This is a genomic window from Candidatus Ozemobacteraceae bacterium (genome assembly GCA_035373905.1).
Classification (GTDB): Bacteria; Muiribacteriota; Ozemobacteria; order Ozemobacterales; family Ozemobacteraceae; genus MWAR01.
On sequence record DAOSOK010000007.1, the window covers coordinates 85,391 to 108,559 of the forward strand.

General features: G+C 60.9%; 21 protein-coding genes. 11 read left to right on the plus strand and 10 right to left on the minus strand.

The genetic code is table 11. The features are described 5' to 3' along the window. Nucleotides 1–3 precede the first annotated feature (3 nt). Nucleotides 4–1,815, plus strand: coding sequence for a translation elongation factor 4 (gene lepA / locus PLU72_05045; GenBank protein HOT27532.1), 1,812 nt, complete (start codon nt 4–6; stop codon nt 1,813–1,815). Nucleotides 1,816–1,930: 115 nt separating this feature from the next. Here lepA and PLU72_05050 read toward each other — a convergent pair whose 3' ends face one another. Both PLU72_05050 and PLU72_05055 read right to left on the minus strand, forming a co-directional pair. Then, nucleotides 1,931–2,530, minus strand: coding sequence for an FmdE family protein (locus PLU72_05050; GenBank protein HOT27533.1), 600 nt, complete (start codon nt 2,528–2,530; stop codon nt 1,931–1,933). Then, nucleotides 2,511–4,565 (minus strand): HEAT repeat domain-containing protein, encoded by a 2,055-nt coding sequence (locus tag PLU72_05055; GenBank protein ID HOT27534.1) that lies wholly within the window; start codon nt 4,563–4,565, stop codon nt 2,511–2,513. The genes PLU72_05050 and PLU72_05055 overlap by 20 nt, the downstream gene beginning before the upstream one ends. Nucleotides 4,566–4,663: 98 nt before the next feature. Between PLU72_05055 and PLU72_05060 the strand changes: the two genes are divergently transcribed. Next, nucleotides 4,664–5,233: a DUF3109 family protein gene (locus PLU72_05060; GenBank protein ID HOT27535.1), complete on the plus strand. Its 570-nt coding sequence runs from the start codon at nt 4,664–4,666 to the stop codon at nt 5,231–5,233. 222 nt (nt 5,234–5,455) lie between these two features. Next, nucleotides 5,456–6,118, plus strand: coding sequence for a PspA/IM30 family protein (locus PLU72_05065; GenBank protein ID HOT27536.1), 663 nt, complete (start codon nt 5,456–5,458; stop codon nt 6,116–6,118). 120 nt (nt 6,119–6,238) lie between these two features. On the opposite strand, the gene PLU72_05070 is transcribed toward PLU72_05065, so the two are convergent. Both PLU72_05070 and PLU72_05075 read right to left on the minus strand, forming a co-directional pair. Then, nucleotides 6,239–6,730, minus strand: coding sequence for a tetratricopeptide repeat protein (locus PLU72_05070; GenBank protein ID HOT27537.1), 492 nt, complete (start codon nt 6,728–6,730; stop codon nt 6,239–6,241). A 41-nt stretch (nt 6,731–6,771) separates the two neighbouring features. Further along, nucleotides 6,772–8,412, minus strand: coding sequence for a serine/threonine-protein kinase (locus PLU72_05075; protein HOT27538.1), 1,641 nt, complete (start codon nt 8,410–8,412; stop codon nt 6,772–6,774). Nucleotides 8,413–8,655: 243 nt separating this feature from the next. Here PLU72_05075 and PLU72_05080 point away from each other — a divergent pair, with 243 nt between their 5' ends. Together PLU72_05080 and PLU72_05085 are read left to right on the plus strand one after the other, a co-directional pair. After that, the gene (locus PLU72_05080) at nt 8,656–9,546 is read left to right on the plus strand and encodes a FecR domain-containing protein (protein HOT27539.1); all 891 of its coding nucleotides are present in this window, start codon (nt 8,656–8,658) and stop codon (nt 9,544–9,546) included. Continuing rightward, the gene (locus tag PLU72_05085; GenBank protein ID HOT27540.1) at nt 9,543–10,133 is read left to right on the plus strand and encodes a sigma-70 family RNA polymerase sigma factor; all 591 of its coding nucleotides are present in this window, start codon (nt 9,543–9,545) and stop codon (nt 10,131–10,133) included. Before PLU72_05080 ends, PLU72_05085 begins: the two co-directional genes overlap by 4 nt. 183 nt (nt 10,134–10,316) lie before the next feature. Here the strand turns inward: PLU72_05085 and PLU72_05090 are convergent, their stop codons facing one another. From PLU72_05090 to PLU72_05110, 5 genes are all read right to left on the minus strand, one after another. After that, nucleotides 10,317–11,228: a hypothetical protein gene (locus tag PLU72_05090; GenBank protein ID HOT27541.1), complete on the minus strand. Its 912-nt coding sequence runs from the start codon at nt 11,226–11,228 to the stop codon at nt 10,317–10,319. Nucleotides 11,229–11,320: 92 nt separating this feature from the next. Then, on the minus strand, nt 11,321–11,998 hold the full coding sequence (locus PLU72_05095) for a prepilin-type N-terminal cleavage/methylation domain-containing protein (protein ID HOT27542.1): 678 nt from the start codon (nt 11,996–11,998) through the stop codon (nt 11,321–11,323). A 1-nt stretch (nt 11,999) separates the two neighbouring features. After that, nucleotides 12,000–12,551, minus strand: coding sequence for a hypothetical protein (locus tag PLU72_05100; GenBank protein HOT27543.1), 552 nt, complete (start codon nt 12,549–12,551; stop codon nt 12,000–12,002). Continuing rightward, nucleotides 12,548–12,913 carry a hypothetical protein gene (locus tag PLU72_05105; protein HOT27544.1) on the minus strand — a complete coding sequence of 122 codons (366 nt, stop codon included), beginning with the start codon at nt 12,911–12,913 and terminating at the stop codon, nt 12,548–12,550. Before PLU72_05105 ends, PLU72_05100 begins: the two co-directional genes overlap by 4 nt. Further along, the gene (locus tag PLU72_05110) at nt 12,913–15,471 is read right to left on the minus strand and encodes a hypothetical protein (protein ID HOT27545.1); all 2,559 of its coding nucleotides are present in this window, start codon (nt 15,469–15,471) and stop codon (nt 12,913–12,915) included. Before PLU72_05110 ends, PLU72_05105 begins: the two co-directional genes overlap by 1 nt. Before the next feature lie 179 nt (nt 15,472–15,650). Between PLU72_05110 and PLU72_05115 the strand changes: the two genes are divergently transcribed. From PLU72_05115 to PLU72_05130, 4 genes are all read left to right on the plus strand, one after another. Further along, the gene (locus tag PLU72_05115) at nt 15,651–17,105 is read left to right on the plus strand and encodes a hypothetical protein (protein HOT27546.1); all 1,455 of its coding nucleotides are present in this window, start codon (nt 15,651–15,653) and stop codon (nt 17,103–17,105) included. Nucleotides 17,106–17,186: 81 nt separating this feature from the next. Further along, entirely contained in the window at nt 17,187–18,149 is a 963-nt protein-coding gene (locus tag PLU72_05120; protein ID HOT27547.1) for a phosphate/phosphite/phosphonate ABC transporter substrate-binding protein, read from the plus strand. A gap of 25 nt (nt 18,150–18,174) precedes the next feature. Beyond that, complete coding sequence (locus tag PLU72_05125; GenBank protein ID HOT27548.1) at nt 18,175–19,962, plus strand: diguanylate cyclase; 1,788 nt, start codon at nt 18,175–18,177, stop codon at nt 19,960–19,962. A 1-nt stretch (nt 19,963) separates the two neighbouring features. Further along, complete coding sequence (locus PLU72_05130; GenBank protein HOT27549.1) at nt 19,964–20,983, plus strand: tRNA-dihydrouridine synthase; 1,020 nt, start codon at nt 19,964–19,966, stop codon at nt 20,981–20,983. Nucleotides 20,984–20,989: 6 nt separating this feature from the next. Here PLU72_05130 and PLU72_05135 read toward each other — a convergent pair whose 3' ends face one another. Next, the gene (locus PLU72_05135) at nt 20,990–21,859 is read right to left on the minus strand and encodes a tetratricopeptide repeat protein (GenBank protein ID HOT27550.1); all 870 of its coding nucleotides are present in this window, start codon (nt 21,857–21,859) and stop codon (nt 20,990–20,992) included. A 145-nt stretch (nt 21,860–22,004) separates the two neighbouring features. Here PLU72_05135 and PLU72_05140 point away from each other — a divergent pair, with 145 nt between their 5' ends. Both PLU72_05140 and PLU72_05145 read left to right on the plus strand, forming a co-directional pair. Then, entirely contained in the window at nt 22,005–22,718 is a 714-nt protein-coding gene (locus PLU72_05140) for a methyl-accepting chemotaxis protein (protein HOT27551.1), read from the plus strand. A 58-nt stretch (nt 22,719–22,776) separates the two neighbouring features. After that, nucleotides 22,777–23,169 (plus strand): RNA chaperone Hfq, encoded by a 393-nt coding sequence (locus tag PLU72_05145; GenBank protein HOT27552.1) that lies wholly within the window; start codon nt 22,777–22,779, stop codon nt 23,167–23,169.

The window sequence follows — 23,169 nt, forward strand, 5'->3', positions numbered from 1 at the left end:
CCCGTGTCACACCCCCAGAAACACATCCGCAATTTCTGCATTATCGCGCATATCGACCACGGCAAATCGACCCTGGCCGACCGGCTGATCGAGCATACCGCCACGGTCAGCAAGCGCGAAATGAAGGACCAGATCCTCGACTCGATGGACCTGGAGCGCGAGCGCGGTATCACGATCAAGGCCCAGGCGGTCCGGATGATCTACCACGCGAACGACGGCCAGGAGTACATGTACAACCTCATCGACACCCCCGGCCACGTCGATTTTTCCTACGAAGTCTCGCGGTCGATCGCGGCCTGCGAGGGCGCCATTCTGGTCGTCGACGCGAGCCAGGGGGTCGAGGCCCAGACGATGGCGAACGTGACGCTCGCCCTCGCCGGGAATCTCGAGATCCTGCCGGTCATCAACAAGATCGACCTACCCGCCGCCGATCCCGAAAAGGTGCGCAAGGAGATCGAGAATCTCGTCGGCATCGACTGTTCAGACGCCCTGCTGGTTTCGGCGAAAGAGGGAAAAGGCGTTCCCGAGCTTCTCGAGGCGATCGCGAAAAAGTTCCCGCCCCCCCTCGGTGACCCGAAGGCGCCCCTGCGCGCCCTTATATTCGATGCGAAATATGATTCGTACAAGGGCGTCGTCGTCTACTGCCGCGTCGTGGACGGATCGTTCAAGACCGGCGACCGCATCAAATTTCTTTCCACCGGCTCCGAGTTCGAGGTCATCGAGACCGGCGTGTTCACTCCGAAGCCCCTTCAGGTGAGCGAAATCGCCGCCGGCAACGTCGGGTATTTCTGCGCCACGATCAAGGAGATGGGCCACGTCCGCATCGGCGACACGATCACGAACGCGGGCAAGAACGTCAAGGTCGAGGCGATTCCCGGCTTCAAGGAAGCCAAGCCGATGGTGTTCTGCGGCCTCTACCCCGTCGAGGCGAGCGATTTCGACGAACTGCGTAACGCCCTCGAGAAACTGACGCTGAACGATTCGAGCCTCTCGTTCGTCCCCGAGAACTCAGTCGCCCTCGGATTCGGCTTCCGGTGCGGTTTTCTCGGTCTCCTCCATATGGAGATCGTACAGGAGCGTCTCGAGCGGGAATACAACCTCGAGCTCGTCACGACGGCCCCGAACGTGGTCTACCAGGTCCGCACCGTTGACGGCGTCGAGTCCGAGATCGAGTCGCCGGCGAAACTGCCCGACTCGACGAAGATCGCCGAGATCCGCGAGCCGTTCGTCCACGCAACGATGTTCATGCCCAAGGATTATATCGGCACGGTCATGGAACTCTGCACCGAGCGGCGGGGCGCGATGAAGCACATGGAATACATCTCGGAAAACCGCGTCTCGATCTCGTTCGACCTGCCGATGGCCGAGATCCTGGTCGATTTTTACGACAAGCTCAAAAGCCGCACGCGGGGCTACGCATCGATGGACTACGAGCCGATCGGCTTCAGGACCGCCGAGATCATCCGCGTCGACATCCTCGTCAACGCCGAGCCCGTCGATGCCCTCTCTTTCCTCACGCACCGCGAGCGCGCCGAGCGCCGCGGCCGCTCGATGATCGAAAAGCTCCGCAAGCTGATTCCCAGGCACCAGTTCCAGATCCCCCTCCAGGCGGCGATCGGGGCGAAGATCATCGCCCGAGAAAATATCGCGCCGTATAGAAAAGACGTCATCGCGAAGTGCTACGGCGGCGACATCACGCGAAAGCGCAAGCTCCTCGAGAAACAGAAGGAGGGCAAGCGGCGTCTCAAGATGGTAGGCAACGTCGAGATTCCGCAGGAAGCCTTCATGGCCGTCCTCAAGGTCGAAGACGACTGACGCGCCTCCGGCTGGAGTTCTCTTTCATCGCTGTTCTGATGCCGATCTGAGCATCGCGTCGCGCGCGCGACCGTTCGCGAAAGCTGGCGATGGAACGCGCCGAACCCGCAGCCGGTCAGTCCCTCACGGTATAGTATGCGGATGCGCCGGAGCAGACATCGCACGTTTCCTGTGTTTCGCTGCGTGCGAGGAACGACTCGCGGCAACTCGGGCAACGTTTCGCCGGCAGGATATCTTCCTTGCCGTATTTGAGGAGCTGCACCCGCTGGAGGCCGAGGATGCGTCTCCCGACGCGAGAGAACTCCTCAACGACTTTCTTTCCCGACTCCTCTCGCGTGCGGTTGTCAGGAACATTTCTCGTTCGAAAAAAGAATCGATATAATTCGGGCGTCTCATCGGGGTCGATCTTGTCGAGGTCGATGAAGACGCGAACCCCCTCACCCGTATTCCGGTTGAACAGAGAAAAGGCATACCGTCCGATCTCTTCGCGAATCTTGAGATACCTGACGCCGACAGTACATCCGACGAGTACCTGAAGGCAGTCCGGAAGGCACGTCGAAGTTTCGCAGACCGCGTTCAGTTTTCCCCTGTTTTCGGGCCCGAGAGCCTCGACGGCATATTGTACCATAGCTACGCCAATATAAATACCGGGGGCTCGTTTCGTGTGAAACGCGTATACTCGCTCGACGGCCTGCTCAAACGTTTCTGTCGCCATGCTGTGCTTCCTCGGCCTCGCTTTCCTTTTTCATCTGGTCCAGCGACATTCTCGCCGCCCGTCGGACGTCGCGGGAAGGGTCGCTTTCCATCATCTTGTTCAAGGCGAAAAAGATCTCCGCCTTCCGGCCGAACCCCGGCAGCGCTTTCGCTACCGAGTATCGGACGTCCTCGGACGGGTCCTGCAGCTTCAGGAGGTTGTCGAGGGTTTCCGGATCGCGCCTCTTGCCGAGAGCCGCAACGGCGCAGGACCGTACATACTCATGTTTGTCGTTCAACGCCTCGAGCAGGAGGACGCCGGCTTCCATCCCGGCGAAATCTCCGAGGGCGTTCGCCGCGCAGCCGCGGACGTTGGGGCTTTCATGTCTGAGAGCCGCCTCGAGTTTCTCGATCGAGTCGCCGCCCCCGAGTTCCAACTGAAGGCTGCTGAATTTGCTCGACGCGTCACCGCTCTGGCGCTCTTTCGGCTTTGCCGGACCGGGTGCCGGTTCGAGGGGCGGAATGTTTCCAAGCTTGTCCTGCGCCTGGAACCAGGCGATCAACTCCTGGTCGAGCCGCCGCGAGGCCTCGATCAGGTCGTCCAGCACGTCGACGTCGTCGACGGTCATCAGGGCCAGAGAGGCCTTGTAACTTGTTTCGGAGTCGGGATCCCGGAGGGCCTTCCTGAGGAGTTCGACGGCGCTCTCGTTCTTGATCTGGGACACCACGTCGATGAGAGCACGCTTGAACCGGGCGTTTGCCGTGTCGAGCCGCCTGTCGAGCTCGGCGATGACGTCTTCTCCGCCGAGACCACCGAGGGCTTTGCCGACCGAGAAACGAACCACTTCGCTGCCGTCGTCGATCTTGCCGAGCAGGGCCTCCATGGCGCGCTTGTCACCGATCGTTCCGAGGGCGTAGGCCACCGAGGAGCGCACGAACTCGTTGTCGTCGTTCAACGCCTCGATCAGGGCGCCCACGGTTTTCTCGTCGCGCATATTGCTCAAAGCGGCGGCGGCCGAGTATCTGACCGCGACGTTCTCGTCCTTCAGGGCCTTCAGGAGCGGCGCGCCGGCGCGCTCGTCGCCCGAGTCGCCGAGGGCTTCGGCGGCAAGATACCTGACCGACTCGACCTCATACGGGTTCTGGAGCGCCTCGACGAGGGTCGGGACGACCTCCGGATCGTGGATGCCGATCGCGGCTTTCGCGGCCATTTTCCGGAGCTGCTGATCGTTATCCTTGAGCCCCTTCATGACGAGATCGCGCCTGGGAATCGGCGTGCCGTCGGCCTGGAAATACTCCTTCGGCAACAGGTCGATCTTGAAGACGGTGAGTTCCCGGTATTTGAAGGGATTCGCCTCGGGAATGACGGCCAGGTCTCGCGATTCGCTTCCCTCGCCTTTTTCGGCGTCCCTGCGCGCGCCCCTGGAAACGGCATCGCCGGAAAATCCCGAAGCCTCGATTTCCTGAAGGAGCCGGATATCGTTCCTGTGCGTGATTTCGAGCAGGGGTTCGATGCCCCGGGGGTCACCGATCCGGCCCAGTGCCTCGGCGGCGGCGGCCGATATCGCGGGATCGGGTTCGTAGAGAACCTCGATCAGGGTCGGCACGGCTTCGGTGAGCGTCAGCTCTGCCGCCCGCCGGATCGCGAGAAGTCGCTCCTGAACGGGCATCGAAAAACTTCCGATGATGAGCGGAAGCTCTTCGGGTCCTGCAACCCTCGCCGGAGGGACCGGGGAACCGGGTTTCCCCGGAGTCGCTCCGCCCGTCGCGAACCCTTCCGGTTCATGAGACAGCGGCGGCGGCCCCGAGGCAGGCTCCGGCGGAGCCTGGGCGGGTTGCGGTGATTCCTGTGGCGGTCCGAAGCCGGACGATGCACCTCCCCTCGCCTGGGGCGGGGGCTCGAAAAAGGATTTGCGCGGTTCTTCCGGCCGCTTCGTCTCCGGCCGCGGTTCCGGTTCGGGAGGGGCCGTTTCCTGCCGCAATGCCGCCCTGCGACGCAGGTAGAATCGTATTCCCGCGATCGCCACGAGGACGACCAGCATGGAAAGAATGATCATGTCTATTGCAGGCATCATCTTCAAGTATCGGTCCATCCGGGGAATTTTATTAGTCGACGCCCGTTGCGGTCGGCCGGCGGAGGGTGTAGTACTGGATCATGCACCAGATCGGACAGGTCATCATCGCTGACGACGTGTGGGATACGCGTTTCGCCTGCGATCTTTCGGCTTGCAAGGGCTGTTGCTGCGCGATCGGAGACCGCGGCACGCCGATCGACCAGGAAGAGGCCGACAAGCTGGCGACCCTGTTCCCCATCGTTCAGGGACGACTTTCGAAAGCCTCGATCCAGTTCCTGCGAAACGGCATCTCGGAAACCTACAAGGGGCGACTGTATATCCGGGAAGTCAGCCGTAACGCCCCCTGCCCGTTCGCGTATCACGGTGCGGAAAACGTGCTGTACTGCTCAATTCATTCCCACTGTCTCGAGGAAGGACTTCCCGTCACGAAATGGAAGCCCTTTTGGTGCAGTCTTTTCCCGTTCGTTCTCCAGAAGTCCGGCGACCAGTGGCTTCTGAACCAGTATATCGCCCCCCACTGCCGGTCGGTCGCAAACGCCCCGCTGATGCTCGATTGGGGTGCGCAACTGCTGGGAGAGTATCTCGGCGAAGCCTGGCGGACCGACCTCAAACGCGAACTCGACAAGGCGTTCGGCTCGAACCGGGTGTGACATCGACGCCGCATGTTTTTCCGACCGTGCCTTGGAAATCCGTTCTGATACATGATTTTCTCAGATTCCGCCCACACACGCTCTGTGACACAGACGACGCACCCTAACGGCCCGTGGTTCTGTTCAAACGGCAGGAATGCCCTTCCAATCGACGTATGAGACACCTGGCACTCGAATTGCTGGAATGAAATCGTGATATCAACTTACCAAGGAGGATGGGATATGGGTATTTTCAAGCGGATTTCACTGATCATCAGGTCGAACATCAACGCACTGATCGAGAAAGCGGAAGACCCCGAAAAAATGCTCGACCAGATCATCGCCGACATGAACGAGAACATGCGCGAGATCAAGCTCCAGATCGCCCGCTCGATGAAGGACGAGAAGCTGCTTGAGCACAAGGTCGAAGAAAACCGGAAGCTGGCCGGCGAGTATGAGAGCAAAGCCATGCTGGCTCTCGAGAAGAACAGTGAAGACCTTGCACGCGAGGCGCTGAAGCGCAAGAAATCGTATGCCGACATCACCACGTCGCTCGAAACCGAGCTCGACGAGCAGCGCAAGGCCGTCGAACTGCTCAAGACCAGCTACAAGGCCCTCGAACTCAAGATCGAGGAAGCGAAGAACAAGCGTCAGGTTCTGCTGAGCCGTCAGAAACGCGCCGAAACCAGGATCGACCTCAGCGACACGGTCAGCAGCATCAACGAGCAGGCCGACCTGTTCGACGCCTTCGACCGCATGGCCGACAAGGTCGCCAAGACCGAAGCCATGGCCGGCGCCCTCGCCGAACTCGACAAGGCGACGATCGAGCAGAAGTTCGAGCAGCTCGAAAGCGACCGGTCAATCGACGACGATCTCAAGGCCCTCAAGGAAAAAATGAAAAAGTAACCGCCCCAACGACCACCGTCATTTCAGGGAATTACCTCTCAGCGTTTCCGCGTCTCTCCGATAAGCGTTTTCCCGCTTATCACCGAGACGCAGAAACGCTGAGATTTTTCCGGGAGGGTGTCAGCGGATGACGGGCTTGATTGAGACGGGCGGCTTGCGTTCGGGAAAATTCAATTCGTCGACGCGTGCAAAGTATTCTTTTGCGAGGTCCGGCTGTTTGAGCTGGAGGAGAATCTCGCCAGCCCAGTAGTACAGTTCGGGGTCTTCAGGCCGCTGATCCATCAACTCACGGACGAGGCGAAACGCCTCCTCGTGATAGCCCTTGCTCGAAAGCACATGGCTCAGAAACCATTTCGCGCCCGGGTGGTGCGGATCAACCCGGAGGGTCCGGCGATACTCCTTGATCGCCTCGTCCTCCATCTGGAGACTGGAATACAGATTTCCGATCTGGAAGCTGTATTCGGGATTGTCCGGCCGCTTCATCCGCATGAATTTAAGCCGCTGGAGATACCTCTCGCGATCGTTGTTGACCTCGCCCGTGATTCCCGGGTCACCTGCCAGGATCACCGAGAACGCCGACACGAGGAACGCAAAGGCCGTCAGCAGCAGCACCAGTCGCGCCGCGCGCCCGGCTCTCGGAGCAATATCGGGGGTCAGAATCCCGAGAGGATGTAGGCCAGCCTGACCACGGTGATCAGCACCGCGAGATGCATCGCGAAGCGCAGCACGAGAACGATCTTTCCAGCGCTGATACCGACGATCGAACTCACCGTGTTCCTGTACAGCCATCCGATCCCTTCCTCGAAAACGTCCGGGTAGAACCAGTCGACAAGCGAAACCCCCACCAGGACGAGAAAAGCAATCTGGTACCCGAGATTTCCAGGCTTCCCTTTCTTGTCGGAGGTCTGTTCCGGGTTGTCGGTAGAAGGGGGCGTTTTGTTTACGATCGTCGTCTGTTTTCGCAACACTTTTCGAAGCGGATCGAACCTCAGCAGGCAATGGCACAGGGGGCACGCCAGAGACTCGGGCATGGCGCCGGGCTCGCTCCAGAGAAACGCCTTGAGGCAGTTCGGGCACATGTAGGTCGGCTTCTGACGGTCTTTCGCCTCCTGGATTTTCTCGCGGCAGAGACGCATCCATTCGAGGACGTTGTCCCTGTCTTCCGGATTGACGACGACGGCCAGAGACGCTTCGAAAAGGGGAAGCGCGGCCGCGTAGTTTCCGGCCTGGAACTGCTCGCCCGCGTCATTGATGAATTTTTTGAGGCGCTCTTTCGCCCGCTCGTTTTCGGCCTGAACGAAGTTGGTGAGCGACGGCGGTGCGAGAACGGGAGCGGCGTCGGGGACGGCGGCCGGTCGTTCCGGCTTCCGACCGTCGCCGGAGGCCGGTTCGCCTCTGTGGGTCTGGAAGCGTTCCAACTCCTCGATGATGACGGCGCAGTTGTCCGGGCGCATGTCGGGATTCAGGTCGAGCATGCGGAAGGTCAGGGTGTCCCAGTATTGATGGATGGGCTTGTAACAGGACGGCGGCTGGAAGATGCCCAGGGGCAGCAGGCCGCCGGTGAGCATTTCGTACAGGACGACCCCGACGGCGTAGATGTCGGTCTTGTGCGTTACGGCCTTGGGGTTGATGCGCTGTTCGGGCGACATGTAGTTCTCGGTGCCCATGAACGCGTTGGTCTTCGTCAGCGACTGCTGATCGCTCGTCGTTCCGAACTTGCGCGCGAGACCGAAATCCGTGACTTTCACGTTCGCCTGGCGGTCGAACATGATGTTCTCTGGTTTTATATCTCTATGTATAATACCATGGGCGTGCGCATGGTTGAGAGCGCGAAGGATGCCGAGAGCGATGTCGATGATGCGCCCCTCGGTCAGGCCGCCGTCGCGGATCACCTGGCGGAGCGTTCCGCCTTCGACCAGCTCCATGACGAAATACTTGAAGGAAGCGGCGGAGCCCTGGTCGATGACGCGTACGATGTTCGGGTGGTTCAGGCCGGCCATCAGGGCCATTTCGCGCTCGAACCGTTCGATCAGGTCGGGCGACTCGAGGCTCTCGTGAGTCATGACCTTCAGCGCATAGACGTTGTTCGCCGGATCGACGGCCGAGTAGACCTGGCCCATGCCGCCCTGGCCCAGAAGCTTCACCAGTCGGTATTTGCCGAGGGTCTCGATGGCCTGCGCCTGCCTCGAATCGATCTCGTTGGCGCAGTTCGGACAGAAAATCTTGCCCGCGTCAGGCGAATCGAGCACCTCGAAATCGAGTCCGCAGTATTGGCAGATGATCTGCCGTAGCATCAGAAGCTCCTCACGATCGTCACCCCGGCGGTCTTCCCCGCCCGACGGCCACGTCCTCTTCCCTCTGGTCGGTCGGGCCCATTATACCCGAATATCGGCATCGATAACACGGCATATTACATAACGCCTTTTCTGCCCTCTCGAATCGTATCTTGTCCGGTGGACAATTCATTTTTCTGATACCATATCATCCATGATGAACCCCAATCCCCCCTCCCGCGTCTCATAGGCGGAGGGCCTGACATGGACTGCAAGCAATTCAGAAGCATCCTGGAAGCGGCCGACACGCTCGGCGTTCCGGCGGAATTGAAACAGCACGCCGCAACCTGCGCGTCGTGCGCCAGACTCCTGGAAGCACAGGAACGGATGTCGATCGGCCTCGAGATCAACCGGCGGGCCGTTCACGCCCCGGATCTCACGGCACGCATCATGCGGCGGGTCGCGCAGGAGAAGCCGGCGGCATCCGATTCCCCCGGCTGGCTCGAGCGTCTGGTCGCACTGGTGACCCCGAAGACGGCGTTCGCGTCCTCCGTCTTCTACGTCGCGGCCGGCGTCGTCATCGTCGCCCTCAGCCATGCGGTCATCGACCGCGGCTCGGAACTCCAGGACCTCCGACGTCACCACGCCTGGCGCATGGTATCGGCCGAGGGACGCATCTCGGGAGCGTCTCCCGACGCGAAGACGAAAGGCGTCGCCTTCGGCACGCGGCTCGCCTGCGAAGACGGCGCGACCGCACGGGTCGAACTCGGCGACCGGTTCCGGCTTTCCCTGAACGGGGCGAACGCCGTCCTGGCGTCCGGCCAGGTCGACCTCGAGTCCGGAAGTATCGATGCTGATATCGTTCATGTCCCCAACGCCGTCCCGTTCCTGATCAAAACGCCTCATGCCGACGTCACGGACATCGGGACAACGTTCACCGTGACCGTCCTGAACGGCTCGACGACGGTCAGTCTCCGCACGGGCGCGGTTCGGGTCACCTCTTCGGCCACGCACGAGTCGCGGGAACTGAAACCGTCGGAGAACCTGACGGTCGGTTCCGACGGCTTCGTCCATCCAAAATTCCCTGTATCCAAAGATCCGGCTACGGCCCCGGTTGATCCGGATTTCCGAAGAATACAGCCGCCTGACGAATGACCTACGCCCCGAACCATTCCGGTCCTTCCGACGGCGAACTCGTCAGAGAAGCCCTTCGGGGCGACGCGCACGCCTTCGAAGCGCTCGTCAGCCGGCACCACCAAGGCGTCTTCCGTTTCCTGTATCATTTCATGGGGAACGCGGCCGACGCCGAGGACATCACCCAGGAAACGTTTCTGAACATTCACCGCAAGCTGAAGAGCCACAACCCGGCCCAGTCGTTCACCTCCTGGATGATCACGATCGCGCGGAATCTCGCGATCTCGCATCACAGGCGCCGGATGCCGTCCCCACTCGATCCGGCGCTGCTCGCCGCGGCGATCAAGGACGTCGCCCCCACTCCCGAATCCGAGCTGCTCGCAAAGGAAGCCGGCGAAGAGGTCCACGCGGCGCTCCAGCGGCTTCCCGAAGAGATCAGGGAAGTCCTCATCATGCGCTATCTCTTGGATATCCCGCTTCAGCAGGTCGCCGAGATGCTGAACATCCCCGAGGGAACGGCAAAATCCAGGCTGTTCAAAGCCCGCAACGTTCTCCGGGAGCAGATGGAACGCACCCATCACCGTGCGCTGCAGGCACAATCCGCCTGAGCGCATTTATGGGGGACGTAATACCAAACTTCCTCGAAAAATCCCCGGCGGCTTGATAAGAGGGTTGGGGTTCTCTGCGCTTCGACGTCAGAATACGTACATTCCGAATTCGGTATCACGTCCCCCGAAAACAACACCCCGGGGAGGTCCCCGGGGTGTTGTTGTAAAGCACCTGGTATTGAATTAGTCTTCGGAGGGCTGTTCGACGCGCGAGGCTTCGCCTTCGGTTGCGGTCGTGGTTTCGGTCGTGCCCTGCGCGGCATCCTTGGTGGTGTCGGCCTTGTTGCCCGCTTCGACGGCAGCCGCGGAATCGGCGGCGGTCTTGTCGGCGACCTTGCCGCCTTCTTCCCATCCGGTCTTGGCGGCGCCGGTGATGTCCTTGATGATGTCGGAGAAGTTCTTGTCGACGTCGGCGGCGGTCTGGCCGACCTTCTCGATGGCCTTGCCGACGTAATCAAGAGCGGTGCCGACCTTGATCAGGACTTTGCCGACCGAGACGAGCGCGGAACCGATCGAAGCCGTCCAGGGATTCGACTGGAGCGCGGTACCGATCGAAACGAGTGCAGTACCGACGGTTTTCAGCAACTGACCGATCTTCTGGAGCAGCTGGCCGATCTTGATCAGGGCCTTCTGGGCGGCGGCCTTGATCTTGGTCAGCTTTTCGAAGGTGTTTCCGCTGCCCGAGGCGGCGGCGCCGATTTCCTTCACGCTTCCGGCGGCCTCTTTGGCAGTGCCCTTCACATCATTGACCTGGGTCTTGGATTCGTTCAGCTGTTGGTTCGCTTCCCTGATCTTTCTTTTGGTGCCGCTTCCCATAAAACTATTGGTTTTGATGGTCTTGGTTTCATTCAGCGTCTTGCTGGCATCCTGCGTCTGGTCACTGCCGGCCTGGGCTTCGGTGCTCGCCGCAGCGGCAGCATTGCTCTGCTGCTCTTCGGTCGGCGTGGCCGATTCCTGAGAGGAAGCAGGCTGAGCCTGTTCCGTCGTCGCGGCGGCGTTCGCATCGGCCGCCAGGACGGCCACGTTCATGGCGAAAGGCTCGATAACCATCAGTGCCACAAGGACCCAGGTCACAAAAAAGCGCGCTCGTTTCATTGCGTTTCCTCCTGAATGATTTTTCGTATTTCGAGGGGATTTCACAAACCAGACGCGAACGACCCGTTCCAGGTTCATGAAAAATAACCGCATTAATTATGATAGGTTTCGTAATTCCAAGTCAAATTGTTCAGACTGCTCGAGATGAAGTTGCTCGAGATGGTCGTCGTGAGTTCGAGAGGCTTTCCGATGTTCGTGGAACCGTACATCTCTTTTCCCTCGTGGATCAGGAGGCGAACCCACAGCAACGGCACGGCCGGGTTCACCATGTGCGTGTACAGGCGAAATTCGACGGCCTCGAATCCCTTGAAACTCCGCTCGGATCCCTTGTATTTCCGCTTCAGGGTTTTCGTTGCGGCATCGAACGTGTACAGCACATGCTCCACGCGCGGCTTCGAACCGGCATCGAATTCGAAGCGGAAGAACGAGAGTCCGTTCGGGGTGACCTGTATGGGATCCCCATATTGGGGGGCCCAGCCGGGAGGATCCTTGAAAATGTATTTCCTTAACCGATTCACGTAGATGTAGGCGCCCGCCGGAGCCCCGCCGTCCTTGAACCGCGGGCACGCCGAGGAAAAGTCGCGGCGGAGATGGTTGATGGCGAGACGCGCATCCTGGAGGTTCTGGAGGTTCACCGTCCCGTACAGGTAATGGTTCCGCACGCTCGAGAGAAGTTTATATATCATCAGGAATACAAGCAGGGCGACCGCGATGCTTGCGATCATCTCGATCAAGGTGAACGCCGACCGGGGCTTGAGAAGGCGTTTCATGTCAGTAATCGATGCGATTGTCATGTGTCACCAGCGTCGTGAGAGTGATCTTGCGCATGCGCTCCCCGGAGGGGTCCATCAGGTTGGTCGGCGCCTTGCCTTCGTTCCAGCGGACCTCGACCCTGACCTCGCTCAGATACCCGGCACCGATGCCGGATGTGACCGGGGTCACGCTGATGTTCCGAATGAAATACGCCGTGTTATATTGATCAGAATATCCGATATCCCTGGAGATGATGCCGTCGGCATTCCATTTCGAGTTCTGCGAATCGGCCGTATCGACGTCCGCCGGGCCGGTCGAGCCTCCCCCGATGTCCACGATGAGGGAGCCGCCGCAGCCGCTCAGATTCGTGTCGAGATTCGCCGTATCGGTCGCGATCATCGCCCACTCGAGCGCCTCGTTGGCCAGTTCCATCGCGCGAAGATAGTTGATGGCCTTCGACGTCTCGGATCGGGAGGAGGAAACCATCATGATGATCGGAATCGAGCACACCGCGGCGATCAGGGTCGCGACGATGATCTCGACGAAGCCGAAACCCCTCCTAGCCCTCATTTTCTGCCCTCCGATCCGCCCGTTCTGGCCGTTCCGGAAGCGGTGAACGCATCCGGTTTGAGGGCTTTTCCCCGTTCAGCCAGGTCCTGCATCTCTTTTCCGTCCTCTTCGGGCGTCGCCACGGCGAGGAAAAACCTCGGCGGAGGCGACAGGTCGACCGGGGCCGCCATCTGCCTGGGGCGGTTCGATGCCCGCGCGGAGACGGCCGGTTCGTCCGGCAGAGCCGGGTCGGACGTTCCGCCGACCGCGACGACCTGCTCCTGCCCTTCCCCCGTGGGGGCTGAGATTTTCCTGAGGACGGTGAGGGTGACGATCATCATGCAGACAACCGCGAGAACGACGAGCCATCTGTTCCGGTCCATCAGAAGGTCTCCCTCCCCTCGGCGTTCATGCTGAACATCGTCCGGACCGCGCCGATGCTCGCCCGAAACGGGTCGTTTGCGGGAGGCTTGGGATTGTAGATCATCGGGTCATGCTCGATCGTCAGGGTGCCGTCGAGGGGGAGTCCGGTGTTGCCGGACTCGGTGAACAGGTAATCGACGATCAGGTTGCCGAGAATTCTGACCCGTTTGTTGTTCGGGTTGAAACTGCCCTGCGCGGTAAGACTCGAGGGGTCACGGGCGGAGCCCGGGGCGACGTAGGTCGTCGCGATGAGCGACGCCTCGATCTCCACGTCGCTGTCGGACGAATCGACGATGAAGTCTCCGTCCAGCAGGAGAATCCGGAGGGTCTGGTCGGAGCCGCTGCCGTCTTTCTTCAGGAAGTTGCCGATCCGGCAGTTTCCTTTCCCGAGGAAGATCAGGCCTCGTCCGGCGAACTGATCGACCCTCGACAGGTCGAGGTCGCCTTCGGTGATATACATATATCCGTCGATATACAATGTATTCTTTCCGTTCTCGCGAACGACCCGCTCACGCAGGAAGGAGGGCGGATCGTAGTAGTTGCGACTGCACATCTGCTCGTCGACGATGCGGAACATCTTGTGTCCGGGCTTCACCGTCTTTCCCGGTTTGACGACCTGCTGGGGATCCGGAATCACCCCGTCGGCCTTCGGATCGTACGTCCCGTCGCTGCCGTCGGTTTTGGTGATTTTCACGGTCTCGGTCGCGAACAACGTGTTGAGGGGTATCGTGTCGATCGCCCGGCTCATCAGCGACCGATCCACGAGATATCCTTTCGCGGGCGACGAGGGCAGGCACTTGGCAAACAGCCGGTCGTTCGCGAGGACGGACGAGGGCTGATTGAGGAACGTGTCATCCTGGCCGAGCACCGGGTCTTTCCGGTAGTAGTCCAGCGGGACCGGCGCAAGGACGCAAGGCACTTCCGTGTTCAGCAGGGTGAACGTCGCGTTCACCTCGTCGAAGTAGGCAACCTTGAAAAAGCGTAGAAACGCGTTTCCCTCGACGAGGAGAGGAACGTTGTCCGAGGGGCCGCACAGCTTCGCCATCTTCCCCACGAAGGCCCGCTCGCGGTTCCAGGGCGGGTTGGACGTGTCCCCCTCCGGCTGAAGATTCTGGTACATCCAGGGACCGACGCGGTTCGTCGGCTCGGACTGCGTCGCAAGACCGACGAGCCGAACGTCTCCCATCAGGGTGGAGGGGACCGGCAGTCGGGTCGAACCGGTCAGATCCCACAGGGCGGCGGCGTCGGTGTATCCCCAGCGATAGACCCAGTTGTCGATGCAGGTCTGAACGATCATGTTGAACGCCTGGCTCTGGGAAAAATCGGTTCCGGCATCTGCGACTTTGGTGTTGTAATCGTTGCAGAGCACCCACGCGGCCGAGTTGTTGTTTCCTCCCGAGGCGCTGAGCGCCTGGGCGCACTTCCGTTTCAGATCCGGGCCCGAGACGTAGGTGTTCACATTCAGAAACGCATTCGCCGCGCGATTGATCATGTCCCGGAACTGGTCTTTTATCTGTCTGACATTGTAGAACGCAGGAACGTCAAACCTCGCCACATCAAGGTATTTGTCGTTGTTCACCCCGAAAAACACCTTGAACGGCTCGGATTCGATGCCCGGGAATGCCGTGCGCGCAGCGGCGGCGGCCATTCCGAGCAGGGGGCCGATGAGGTTTTTCTGCTCGTCAAAGTTGACGTCGAACCACAGCAGGGGCGACGCCGTCGGGGAGCCGAACTCCCTGGATTTGGGGTAATACTGGTTCCCCACAAAGACGGTGGAGTAGACGCCCGCCGAAAAATCGGGCGGAATGCCCTTCACGACGAGGCGCCGCCGAGGGTTGTTCCAGTCAGGGCAGTAGTTCTTCACGAAAAGCGCGTACCGGTCGAAAAAGTGGCGCATGTCGACGACCTTGACGTCGCGGCGTTCCTTCACCTCGATTTTCGTCTGGTCGCCCGCGAGATGCGACGCGCGGGAAACGATCTCGAGATATCCGCTGAACCCCGCTGTTCCGGAAACGGCCGTTCGTTTCTCGAGCACCAGCCTCGCCTGGCTTTTGAGCGCGATGTTGTACCCCGCGCGAGCAACCATGTCCTGCGTCATGACGGGCGTGTAATTGTCGGGGAAAATGTTCTCGGACCACGGCAGCGTCGGCGGGGTTCCGTTGACTTCGAGCTTGATGGCCTTGCGGAACACGGCATAGAAACCGTTTTCAGATCCACCCTGAGTGTGGGCGTTGACCTGACTCCGGAGAATGGCGACGATCTCGTTGTTGGCTGCCTGGGCGAGCATGGCCAGGCGGTTCTGATCGATCGATTTCGAGAGCTGCTCGATGGCACCGCCTTTGAACGTGCTCAGCGAGAATGCCATGACGGCCATCACGAGGAAGACCGCGAGCACGACGAAAAACACGACGCCGGCGCGACTCCGGGGAACGGGGACGCGATCGGAGACGGCACGACGAGGCTCGCATCGGCTGCCCCTGGCGTGATGTACGCGCGATTCCGCCTGATACTTCTTCATGGCTTATGTGTATTCTACCGGATTTTTCCTCGTCTTTCCACAAACAGCTGGATATCCGTGGTTCAACGGCCGTGAACGCTGACGCGCCCGGCCTGAAAGAACGTGGTCATGCATTTCTCGAATCGGCGGTGGTGTGGTATAGTGGGGACGTCAGAGACTCCTCAGGAGGATTGAATCCGATGAAATCGTTCGTTCCGGCATACCGACGCTTCGGCCTCGTGCGCGCCACCCTCGCGGCCGCGCTGACCGTCCTGGTCTTCTGCGGAATCGCCTGCGCCGCTCAGGAACCCGTTTCCGCCGTGACCGGCACGTCGGGCACGGCGGAAAAAGCCGGCGATGCGCGGCTTCTGGTAACCGTCACCAGGTTCGGCACCTTCCTGAAATCGCCCGACAAGGAGCCGCTCGAGTTTTTCCGGCGACTCGGCCGGATGCTCTCACCCCAACTCGACAAGTATCTCGACAAGCCGTATGACGCGGCCGATTTCGTTCCCGCCGAGACAACCGGCAAACCGGAAAAACCGAAGCCGATCAAGGCGGATGCCTGGACGGACGCGCAGAAGGCGGCCGTCGAGCAACTCAGGGGCAGACAGACGGAACTGCTCGGCAACCTGATGAAAGCCGTCCCCTTCCCCAACGACGGTCTGCATCTGATCGCCGTCGCCGAACCGCATTCGCTTGTTGCACAGCTTGAGGCGCTCCTCGAGAACCCTGAAGCGCAGGCGAAGCTGCGCCCCGGCCAGATGATGAAGCTTCAGACGAAATTCATCCCGTTCCTTCGCATGGCCGATGCCATCGGCGTCGTGATGAGCCTTACTCCGGCCGGTTTCGCCCTCGAAATTCAGCTGCGCGGCGGGGAGACCTTCGCCGAGGCGATGCTGCCCGGGGGAAATCCTCCCGCGCCGCTCACCTGTTCGAAATTCATCTTTCCGGATTCCCTCGTTTCCTTCGTCCAGGTCAGCCCGACCGTGTCGCCCGCGGAAACGATGCAAGCGCTCAGGGCGTTTCCGCAAACGCGCATCGTCGAGAGTTATCTTGCCTCTGCCGGCCTCGAGTTCGAGCGGGACATCCTGTCGAACCCGGGTATCGAGTCTTTCGTCAACCTCGACCTGATCCCGGCGGGGGACGGTGGGCTGCCCGACTTCCGGGCCGCCATCCGGGTGAAAGACCCACTCAAGCTGGTTTCCCTGATTCCTCAATTGAAACAGCTGGCCATGAGCGTCGGCGTAATGGTGACGCCGAATCTCGAGAAACGGCCAACGGCGAAGATCTCGTATTTTCTCCTCCCGACCATCGGGGTCCACGTCGGCATGCTCGGCGAGTATCTGCTGATTTCAACCAGCCGAGACTCGCTGTTGGGGCTCGCCGATCGGATCGAAAACGTCTCCGCCGGAAAGGAAGCCGGCTTTGCGGGCGTTCCGGCCGATGCCCATCGCTTCTGGAAAATTCGGTTCTGCCTCCTCAACGAACAGCTCCAGAAATTGCTCCAGTCGCCACTTCTCGCCGGCCGCGGGATCCCGCCGCTCTCGAACCTGAACGTCGCGAGCGAACTGGGCGACCTGATCATGGTCACCCGCATCAGAAACGACGGAATCAACATGCGGCTCGATCTTCCGGTCGCTTCCGCGGGGAAATGACGCACGTTTCCCCTCCTCGTTTTCAAACAGTCGCGTTCTATGCTATACATGAACGACAACACCTGAATACAGAGGCCTGAGATGAGGAAACTTCGTTTAGCGGCGACAGTTCTCGGCGCGTGCGTGTTGTTTTTCGCACTGTTCACAAGCGGCTGCGGCGGCGGCAGCGCCCAGTCGGGCTCCCAGACGACGACCGCGCCGGCCGCCACCGTATCCCCCGCACAATCCGGAGGCGCCTACAAAGACACGGTCCTCAAGATCGGACGGATTCCGTTCACCAACGCCACCGAGATGGTGAAGAAGCACGAAGGACTGTTGTCATACCTTCGCAACGAGCTCGGGGTGAAGGAAACACGCCTCGTGCTCGCCTCCGATTACAAGGGCATCATCAGCAAGCTAACCCGCGGGGAGATCGATATCGCCTGGATGGGCACGACGTCGTACGTCGAAGCCCTCGCCGATCCGAAGCAGAAGGCGGCGATGCGGCTCCTGGTCAAGCCCAGGCGGTTCAAAACGACCTCGTATCGCGGCATCATCATCGTCCGGCAGGACAGCGGCATCAAGAACCTCACCGACCTGAAAGGCAAAAAGGTCGCCTGGGTCGAGCAGGATTCGGCGTCGGGATATCTGTTCCCAAAGGCCCTGCTGCTCGAAGCGGGCGTCAATCCCGACAAGGACTTCGCGGAAGCGGGCTTCCTCGGCAAGCACGATGCGGTCGTTTTGGCCGTGCTTCTCGGCAAATACGATGCGGGCGCCTGCTACGACGACGCGCGCAACACTCTCCGCGAAAAGGAAAAGATGAACGAGCTGACGATCCTCGCGACGACGCAGGATATCTCGAACGAGCCCATCGTCTGCCGATCCGACCTTCCCGAAGACATCATCGAGAAGATCAAGAAGGCCTTCCTGAAGCTCGACATCGAAAACCCGGCCTACAAGAAAGTTCTCGAGGACTGCACCGACGTGCAGGGCTTCACGGGCGCCCAGGAAAGCGATTACGAGTATGTCCAGCGTGTCCTGAACGTGCTTCAGGGCCAGAAATGACGCACAGGAAACGGAAATCGGCCTCGTGAGCCAGTCGACGGCAATACGTTATCCGCTGAGGGCGAAGTTCATCCTCGGGATCACGTTGCTCGTCGGAATGATCATCGGGCTCACCTCGCTGAACACCTCGCAACACGAAGAGGCCCTCCTCACCCAGAGCATGGACCAGAGCGGCCTTCTTCTGAGTTCGACCCTTGCGCTCGCCTGCCAGGATCCGATGATCCGGCAGGCTTACGACGAGCTGATTCCCTACACCGAACGGATCATCCTGAACGGCGAGGACGTCAGGGAAATCGCGATCTTCGATCAGGACGGCAAATATCTCGCACACCGGGTGCGAGGCGACAGTTCCAGCCTACTCGGGCAGACTCTTCCCGACGACCAGCAGAAGCGGTACGGCGCCATCGAGACCTCGACGCGATTCGTCGATTCGTCGCAGAAGCAGGTGGAATACGCGGCACCGATCCTCGTCGGCTCTTCCCGCTTCGGCACCGTCTCCCTGAAATTCACGTTCGACCGCCTGTCTGCCTCGAAAGCGGTCAGCCGGCAACGCATTCTGCTGATCGCCTTCGCCGCCCTCCTGGCCGGCATCCTCCTTTCCGCCATCATGGCCCGCTTCATCACCGCCAACCTCGACCGGCTCGTGGAAAGCACGCGGATCGTCACCGCGGGCGATCTGAGCCACCGTCTGCAGATCGACGCCTCGGACGAGATCGGCATGCTGTCCCAGCGGTTCAACGAGATGGTCACCAGTCTCGAAGCGAACGGCAAGGCGCTCGACCGCAAGATTTTCGAGATCGAGACGCTGTTCAAGGCGAGCCAGACGATGAATTTCCAGAACGACACCGACAAGCTGATCCGCCAGCTCCTGGAAATGGCGACCTCGGCTCTCAAGGCGGAACGGGCCTCGCTCATGCTGCTGGTCGACCAGACCGACGAACTTTCGACCCGCATCGTCCTTGGCCTCGACGAGGCGGAAGAGGCCTCGTTGCCCTCGGAAACGCGCATCAAAAGTGGAGACGGCGTGGCCGGCACCGTCCTGAAAACGGGCCAGTCGATTCTCGTGAACGAGGGGTGCAACGACCCGATCTTCAAGAGTTACGACTCCACGGCGGCGTTCGAGCACCGCATCCGGAACCTGCTTTCGGTTCCGCTGAAGGTGAAGGACCGCGTCACGGGCGTCGTGAACATCGTGAACAAGATGTCCGAGGAGGGGTTCAGCCCCGACGACCAGCGACTGATGGAGGCCCTTGCCCACCAGGCAGCCATGGCCGTCGAGCACGCCAGGCTGTATGAGCTGGCGATCACCGACGGCCTCACGAAGCTGTTCATCCACCGGTATTTCCAGGCCCGGCTCGACGAGGAGATCATGCGGGCCAAGCGATATCACACGACGGTTTCGCTCATCCTGTTCGACATCGACCATTTCAAGAAGTTCAACGACACCTACGGACACCAACAGGGCGACATCGTCCTGATCGAAACGGCCAAACTGATCAAGCAGGCCGTCCGCGACACGGTCGACATTCCCGCCCGATACGGCGGCGAGGAGTTTGCGATCATCCTTCCCGAGACCGACGCCAAGGGTGCCCAGCTGGTCGCCGAGCGTCTGCGCAAGACGGTCGAGTCCTACGATTATCCCGGCCAGGGAAAGGCCCTCAAAGTCACGATTTCGCTCGGCATCGCCAGCTTCCCCGATCACGCCAGCACCAAGCCGGTGCTGATCAAGAAAGCCGACGTCGCCCTGTATGCGTGCAAGGAAAAGGGGCGCAACTGCTCGTCCATCTACAACGACTCGATGAGCGAAAAATAAGGTGAACAGTCCCGACCCCCTGATTTCGCCGCTCGAGATCGGCGGCGTGCGGATTCTCAACAATCTCGTGCTGGCCCCGATGGCCGGTGTGGCGGACGGTCCTTTCCGTCGCATCTGCGCGCAGTTGGGAGCCGGCCTCACCGTCTCGGAACTCGTCAGCGCGCGCGGCTTGTTGAACGAGAACGGGCCGACGCACGATCTCATTTCGTTCACCGGCCAGCCCCGCCCCTACGCCGTCCAGATTTTCGGAAGCGACCCCGCGACGATGGCCGAAGCCGCGCGGCGGGTCGAGGCGATGGGCGTCTGCGATATGATAGATATAAATATGGGATGTCCCGTCGCGAAGGTCGTGAAGACCGGCGCTGGGGCGGCCCTGATGAGGAACCCGCCGCTCGCCGCATCGATCATCCGGAGCGTTCGGGCGGCGGTCCGGCTGCCCGTGACCGTGAAGTGCCGGATCGGCTGGTGCCAGTCGCAGATCAACGTGAAAGACTTCGTGAAGATGGCCGTCGCCGAGGGCGCGGCCGCCGTCGCCGTCCACGCCCGCACGAAGGAGGCCATGTACACCGGCATCGCCGACTGGCGCCATCTCGAAGGGCTCGCCGACTGCTGCGGCAAGATTCCTTTCATCGCGAACGGCGATCTGACGGACCGCGCGGCGCTCGAACGGGTTCGCGAGATCTCGGGCTGCGCCGGGTTCATGATCGGCCGGCCCGCGATCGGCAAGCCCTGGATTTTCTCGGAACTTCTGGGCGAGCCCGTCTCGAACGATCCGGCGGAGCGCCACACGATCTTCCGCAGGCATTTTATAGAAGCTATTATGGAACACGGATCGCGCGGCGTCCCCCTGTTCCGCGTGCACCTGTTCGCGTATCTGCGAAACTATCCGCACGCCGCGGCGATGCGCCGCAGGCTGTGCTCGGAGCACGATCCCGCCATCGTCAGGGACCTGGGAGCGGAGTTTTATCTCGGGGCCACGATTCCGGACTGGCTGAACTACGCGGAGGAACGGGAAGGCTGACCCGCGTCACTCCTCTTCTTCGTCGTGTTCCGGCGCCGCCGGCGGCGGCTCGTCGGCGAGAATCTCCTCGCGAATGTCCATGATTTCCGGATTGTCGGGCCACATCTCGAGAGCTTTTTCGACGCGCGCGAGCGCCTGCTGGCGGTCGCCCTCGTAGAACAGGTAGAGCGCGGCCAGCGCGAGGGCCTCGGCGTCGCCGGGGTCGAGCCTGACGACGTGCTCGAAATCCGAGAGCGCTTCGGCGAACTCGCCCATCGCCCCGAAGCAGTGACCGCGGTTGAAAAGATAATCGGGATGTTCCGGGTGGATCCGGACTGCTTCGTTGAACATTTCGAGCGCTCTCGCCGGGTCTTCCATGTTGAGGTAGCAGTAGCCGATGCGGTTGAGCAGGTCGGGATACTTCGGGTCCGTTTCCTGGTCGTCGACTTCGCGATACTGGCCGAGCGCTCGGTTCCATTCGCCCCGAATCTCGAAGATCTTGCCGTACACGAGGCGGGCCGGCAGGAGTTTCGGCTGAGTCGCGAGAATCTCCTTGACGATCGCGATTGCCCGTTCTTCAGCGCCGACGGCGGCGAGCGTCTCGGCGTATCCCAGGCGAGCGTCGGTCTGGTCGGGGGCGATCAGGACCGCCGCCGCGAAACCCTGGATGGCGTTTCCGTATGCGCCCATGTCGAGGGCGCAGCAGCCCATGCCGTAATGCACCTGGTACGCGATCGGGAACCTGTGCCCGATCCGTTCGAGAAGCCGGTAGGCGTAGTCGATGTCGCCCATGCGGCGCAATTCGAGCGTCCGTTCGAAGGCGCGATCGAGAAACGCCTTCTCGCGAGCCGCCTGAGAGCCGGGGCCTTTCCGCTTCGCTGGATTCCGATTTTTCATGGTTTCTTCTCCGGATTTGAAAAATTACCGCAAATGCGGCTCCGATGCAAGCGCCGTGAATCATCGCGTTGACAGGGTGGGAACTCGATGCTAGGATTAGGGTTTGCCGGGGCTCGACCGGGAGCTCCGGAACGTTTTATATTGATTGATATATGAAAGGTCCCTCCTCGACGCGATGTCCGAAATCGACAAGGTCCAGTTTCTCCGCCAGGTCTCCCTCTTCCGCAGCCTGTCCGACAAGGCGCTGCTGGACCTGTCGGCGATCACCGTGGAGCAGACCATTCCCGCCAAGACGACCGTATTCAAGGAAGGCGACCCCGGGGACGCCCTCTACATGATCAAGAGCGGCAAGGCGAACATCACCAAGCGCAACAGCAGCGGCGTCGAGTCGGTTCTCCTCACCCTCGGCAAGGATTCCGTCATCGGGGAGATGGCCGTCATCGATGATCAACCGAGATCCGCCTCGGTCGTGACGGTCCAGGACACCACGTTTCTGATCATCACGAAGAACGACTTCAAGGACCTTCTCGGCAGCACGCCCGAAATCTCGTTCCAGATTCTCAAACTGATGACCGACCGGCTCCGCAACACGAACATGCACCTGCGCGAGCTCGAGGCGTCGGCCAACCAGATGCAGGAGGTCATCCGCGTCATCACCAAGATCGCCCGCAAGAGCAATCTCCTGTCGCTGAACGCATCGATCGAGGCCGCGCGCGTCGGCGACGCCGGGCGGGCGTTTTCCGTCGTTGCCTCCGAGATGAAGAAGCTCGCCGAAGACTCGGCCCTCGAAGCGCAAAAGATCGACAAACTCCTGGAAACGCTCCAGACGAAGACAAAAGCCCTGGCGATGATGAAGTGACCCCGGCCCGAAGCACGTAAAACCCAGAGAGGCCGGAAACGGCTTCAAGGAGGCGAGAATGACCCAGTATAAATCCCAGATCCAGAACCTGTTCCTCTCGATGTGCCGCAAGAAGCATCAGCCGTGCGAAGTCGTGCTGAACACCGGCACGACGCTTCGGGGAAAGCTGAAGAGCTACGACCAGTTCTCGATCACTCTTTCCTTCAAGGACAAGATCGAGGTCATCTATAAATCGGCGATCCTGTTCATCACGGCGATGCAGCGCAAGCCCCGGCCCGTAGCCCGAAGGCCCTACGGCATCTCCGCCGGCCCGTCCGCGGGCCCCCGGCGCGCCCCGTCCGACAGGCCCGACCGCCCCGTGCGCCCGCCCGCGCCCCGGACCCCCCCCGGGTATGACGACTCGGGGGATATATCGGACCCGCCGCCGCCCAGGAAAACGCCCCGGTCCTGA

Excerpts from the sequence above, each read along its gene's own strand:
- PLU72_05050 (HOT27533.1), bottom strand. The coding sequence starts at position 2,530 with ATGGCGACAGAAACGTTTGAGCAGGCCGTCGAGCGAGTATACGCGTTT.
- PLU72_05055 (HOT27534.1), bottom strand. The coding sequence starts at position 4,565 with ATGATCATTCTTTCCATGCTGGTCGTCCTCGTGGCGATCGCGGGAATA.
- PLU72_05060 (HOT27535.1), top strand. The coding sequence starts at position 4,664 with ATGCACCAGATCGGACAGGTCATCATCGCTGACGACGTGTGGGATACG.
- PLU72_05065 (HOT27536.1), top strand. The coding sequence starts at position 5,456 with ATGGGTATTTTCAAGCGGATTTCACTGATCATCAGGTCGAACATCAAC.
- PLU72_05075 (HOT27538.1), bottom strand. The coding sequence starts at position 8,412 with ATGCTACGGCAGATCATCTGCCAATACTGCGGACTCGATTTCGAGGTG.
- PLU72_05080 (HOT27539.1), top strand. The coding sequence starts at position 8,656 with ATGGACTGCAAGCAATTCAGAAGCATCCTGGAAGCGGCCGACACGCTC.
- PLU72_05085 (HOT27540.1), top strand. The coding sequence starts at position 9,543 with ATGACCTACGCCCCGAACCATTCCGGTCCTTCCGACGGCGAACTCGTC.
- PLU72_05090 (HOT27541.1), bottom strand. The coding sequence starts at position 11,228 with ATGAAACGAGCGCGCTTTTTTGTGACCTGGGTCCTTGTGGCACTGATG.
- PLU72_05095 (HOT27542.1), bottom strand. The coding sequence starts at position 11,998 with ATGAAACGCCTTCTCAAGCCCCGGTCGGCGTTCACCTTGATCGAGATG.
- PLU72_05100 (HOT27543.1), bottom strand. The coding sequence starts at position 12,551 with ATGAGGGCTAGGAGGGGTTTCGGCTTCGTCGAGATCATCGTCGCGACC.
- PLU72_05105 (HOT27544.1), bottom strand. The coding sequence starts at position 12,913 with ATGGACCGGAACAGATGGCTCGTCGTTCTCGCGGTTGTCTGCATGATG.
- PLU72_05110 (HOT27545.1), bottom strand. The coding sequence starts at position 15,471 with ATGAAGAAGTATCAGGCGGAATCGCGCGTACATCACGCCAGGGGCAGC.
- PLU72_05115 (HOT27546.1), top strand. The coding sequence starts at position 15,651 with ATGAAATCGTTCGTTCCGGCATACCGACGCTTCGGCCTCGTGCGCGCC.
- PLU72_05120 (HOT27547.1), top strand. The coding sequence starts at position 17,187 with ATGAGGAAACTTCGTTTAGCGGCGACAGTTCTCGGCGCGTGCGTGTTG.
- PLU72_05135 (HOT27550.1), bottom strand. The coding sequence starts at position 21,859 with ATGAAAAATCGGAATCCAGCGAAGCGGAAAGGCCCCGGCTCTCAGGCG.
- PLU72_05145 (HOT27552.1), top strand. The coding sequence starts at position 22,777 with ATGACCCAGTATAAATCCCAGATCCAGAACCTGTTCCTCTCGATGTGC.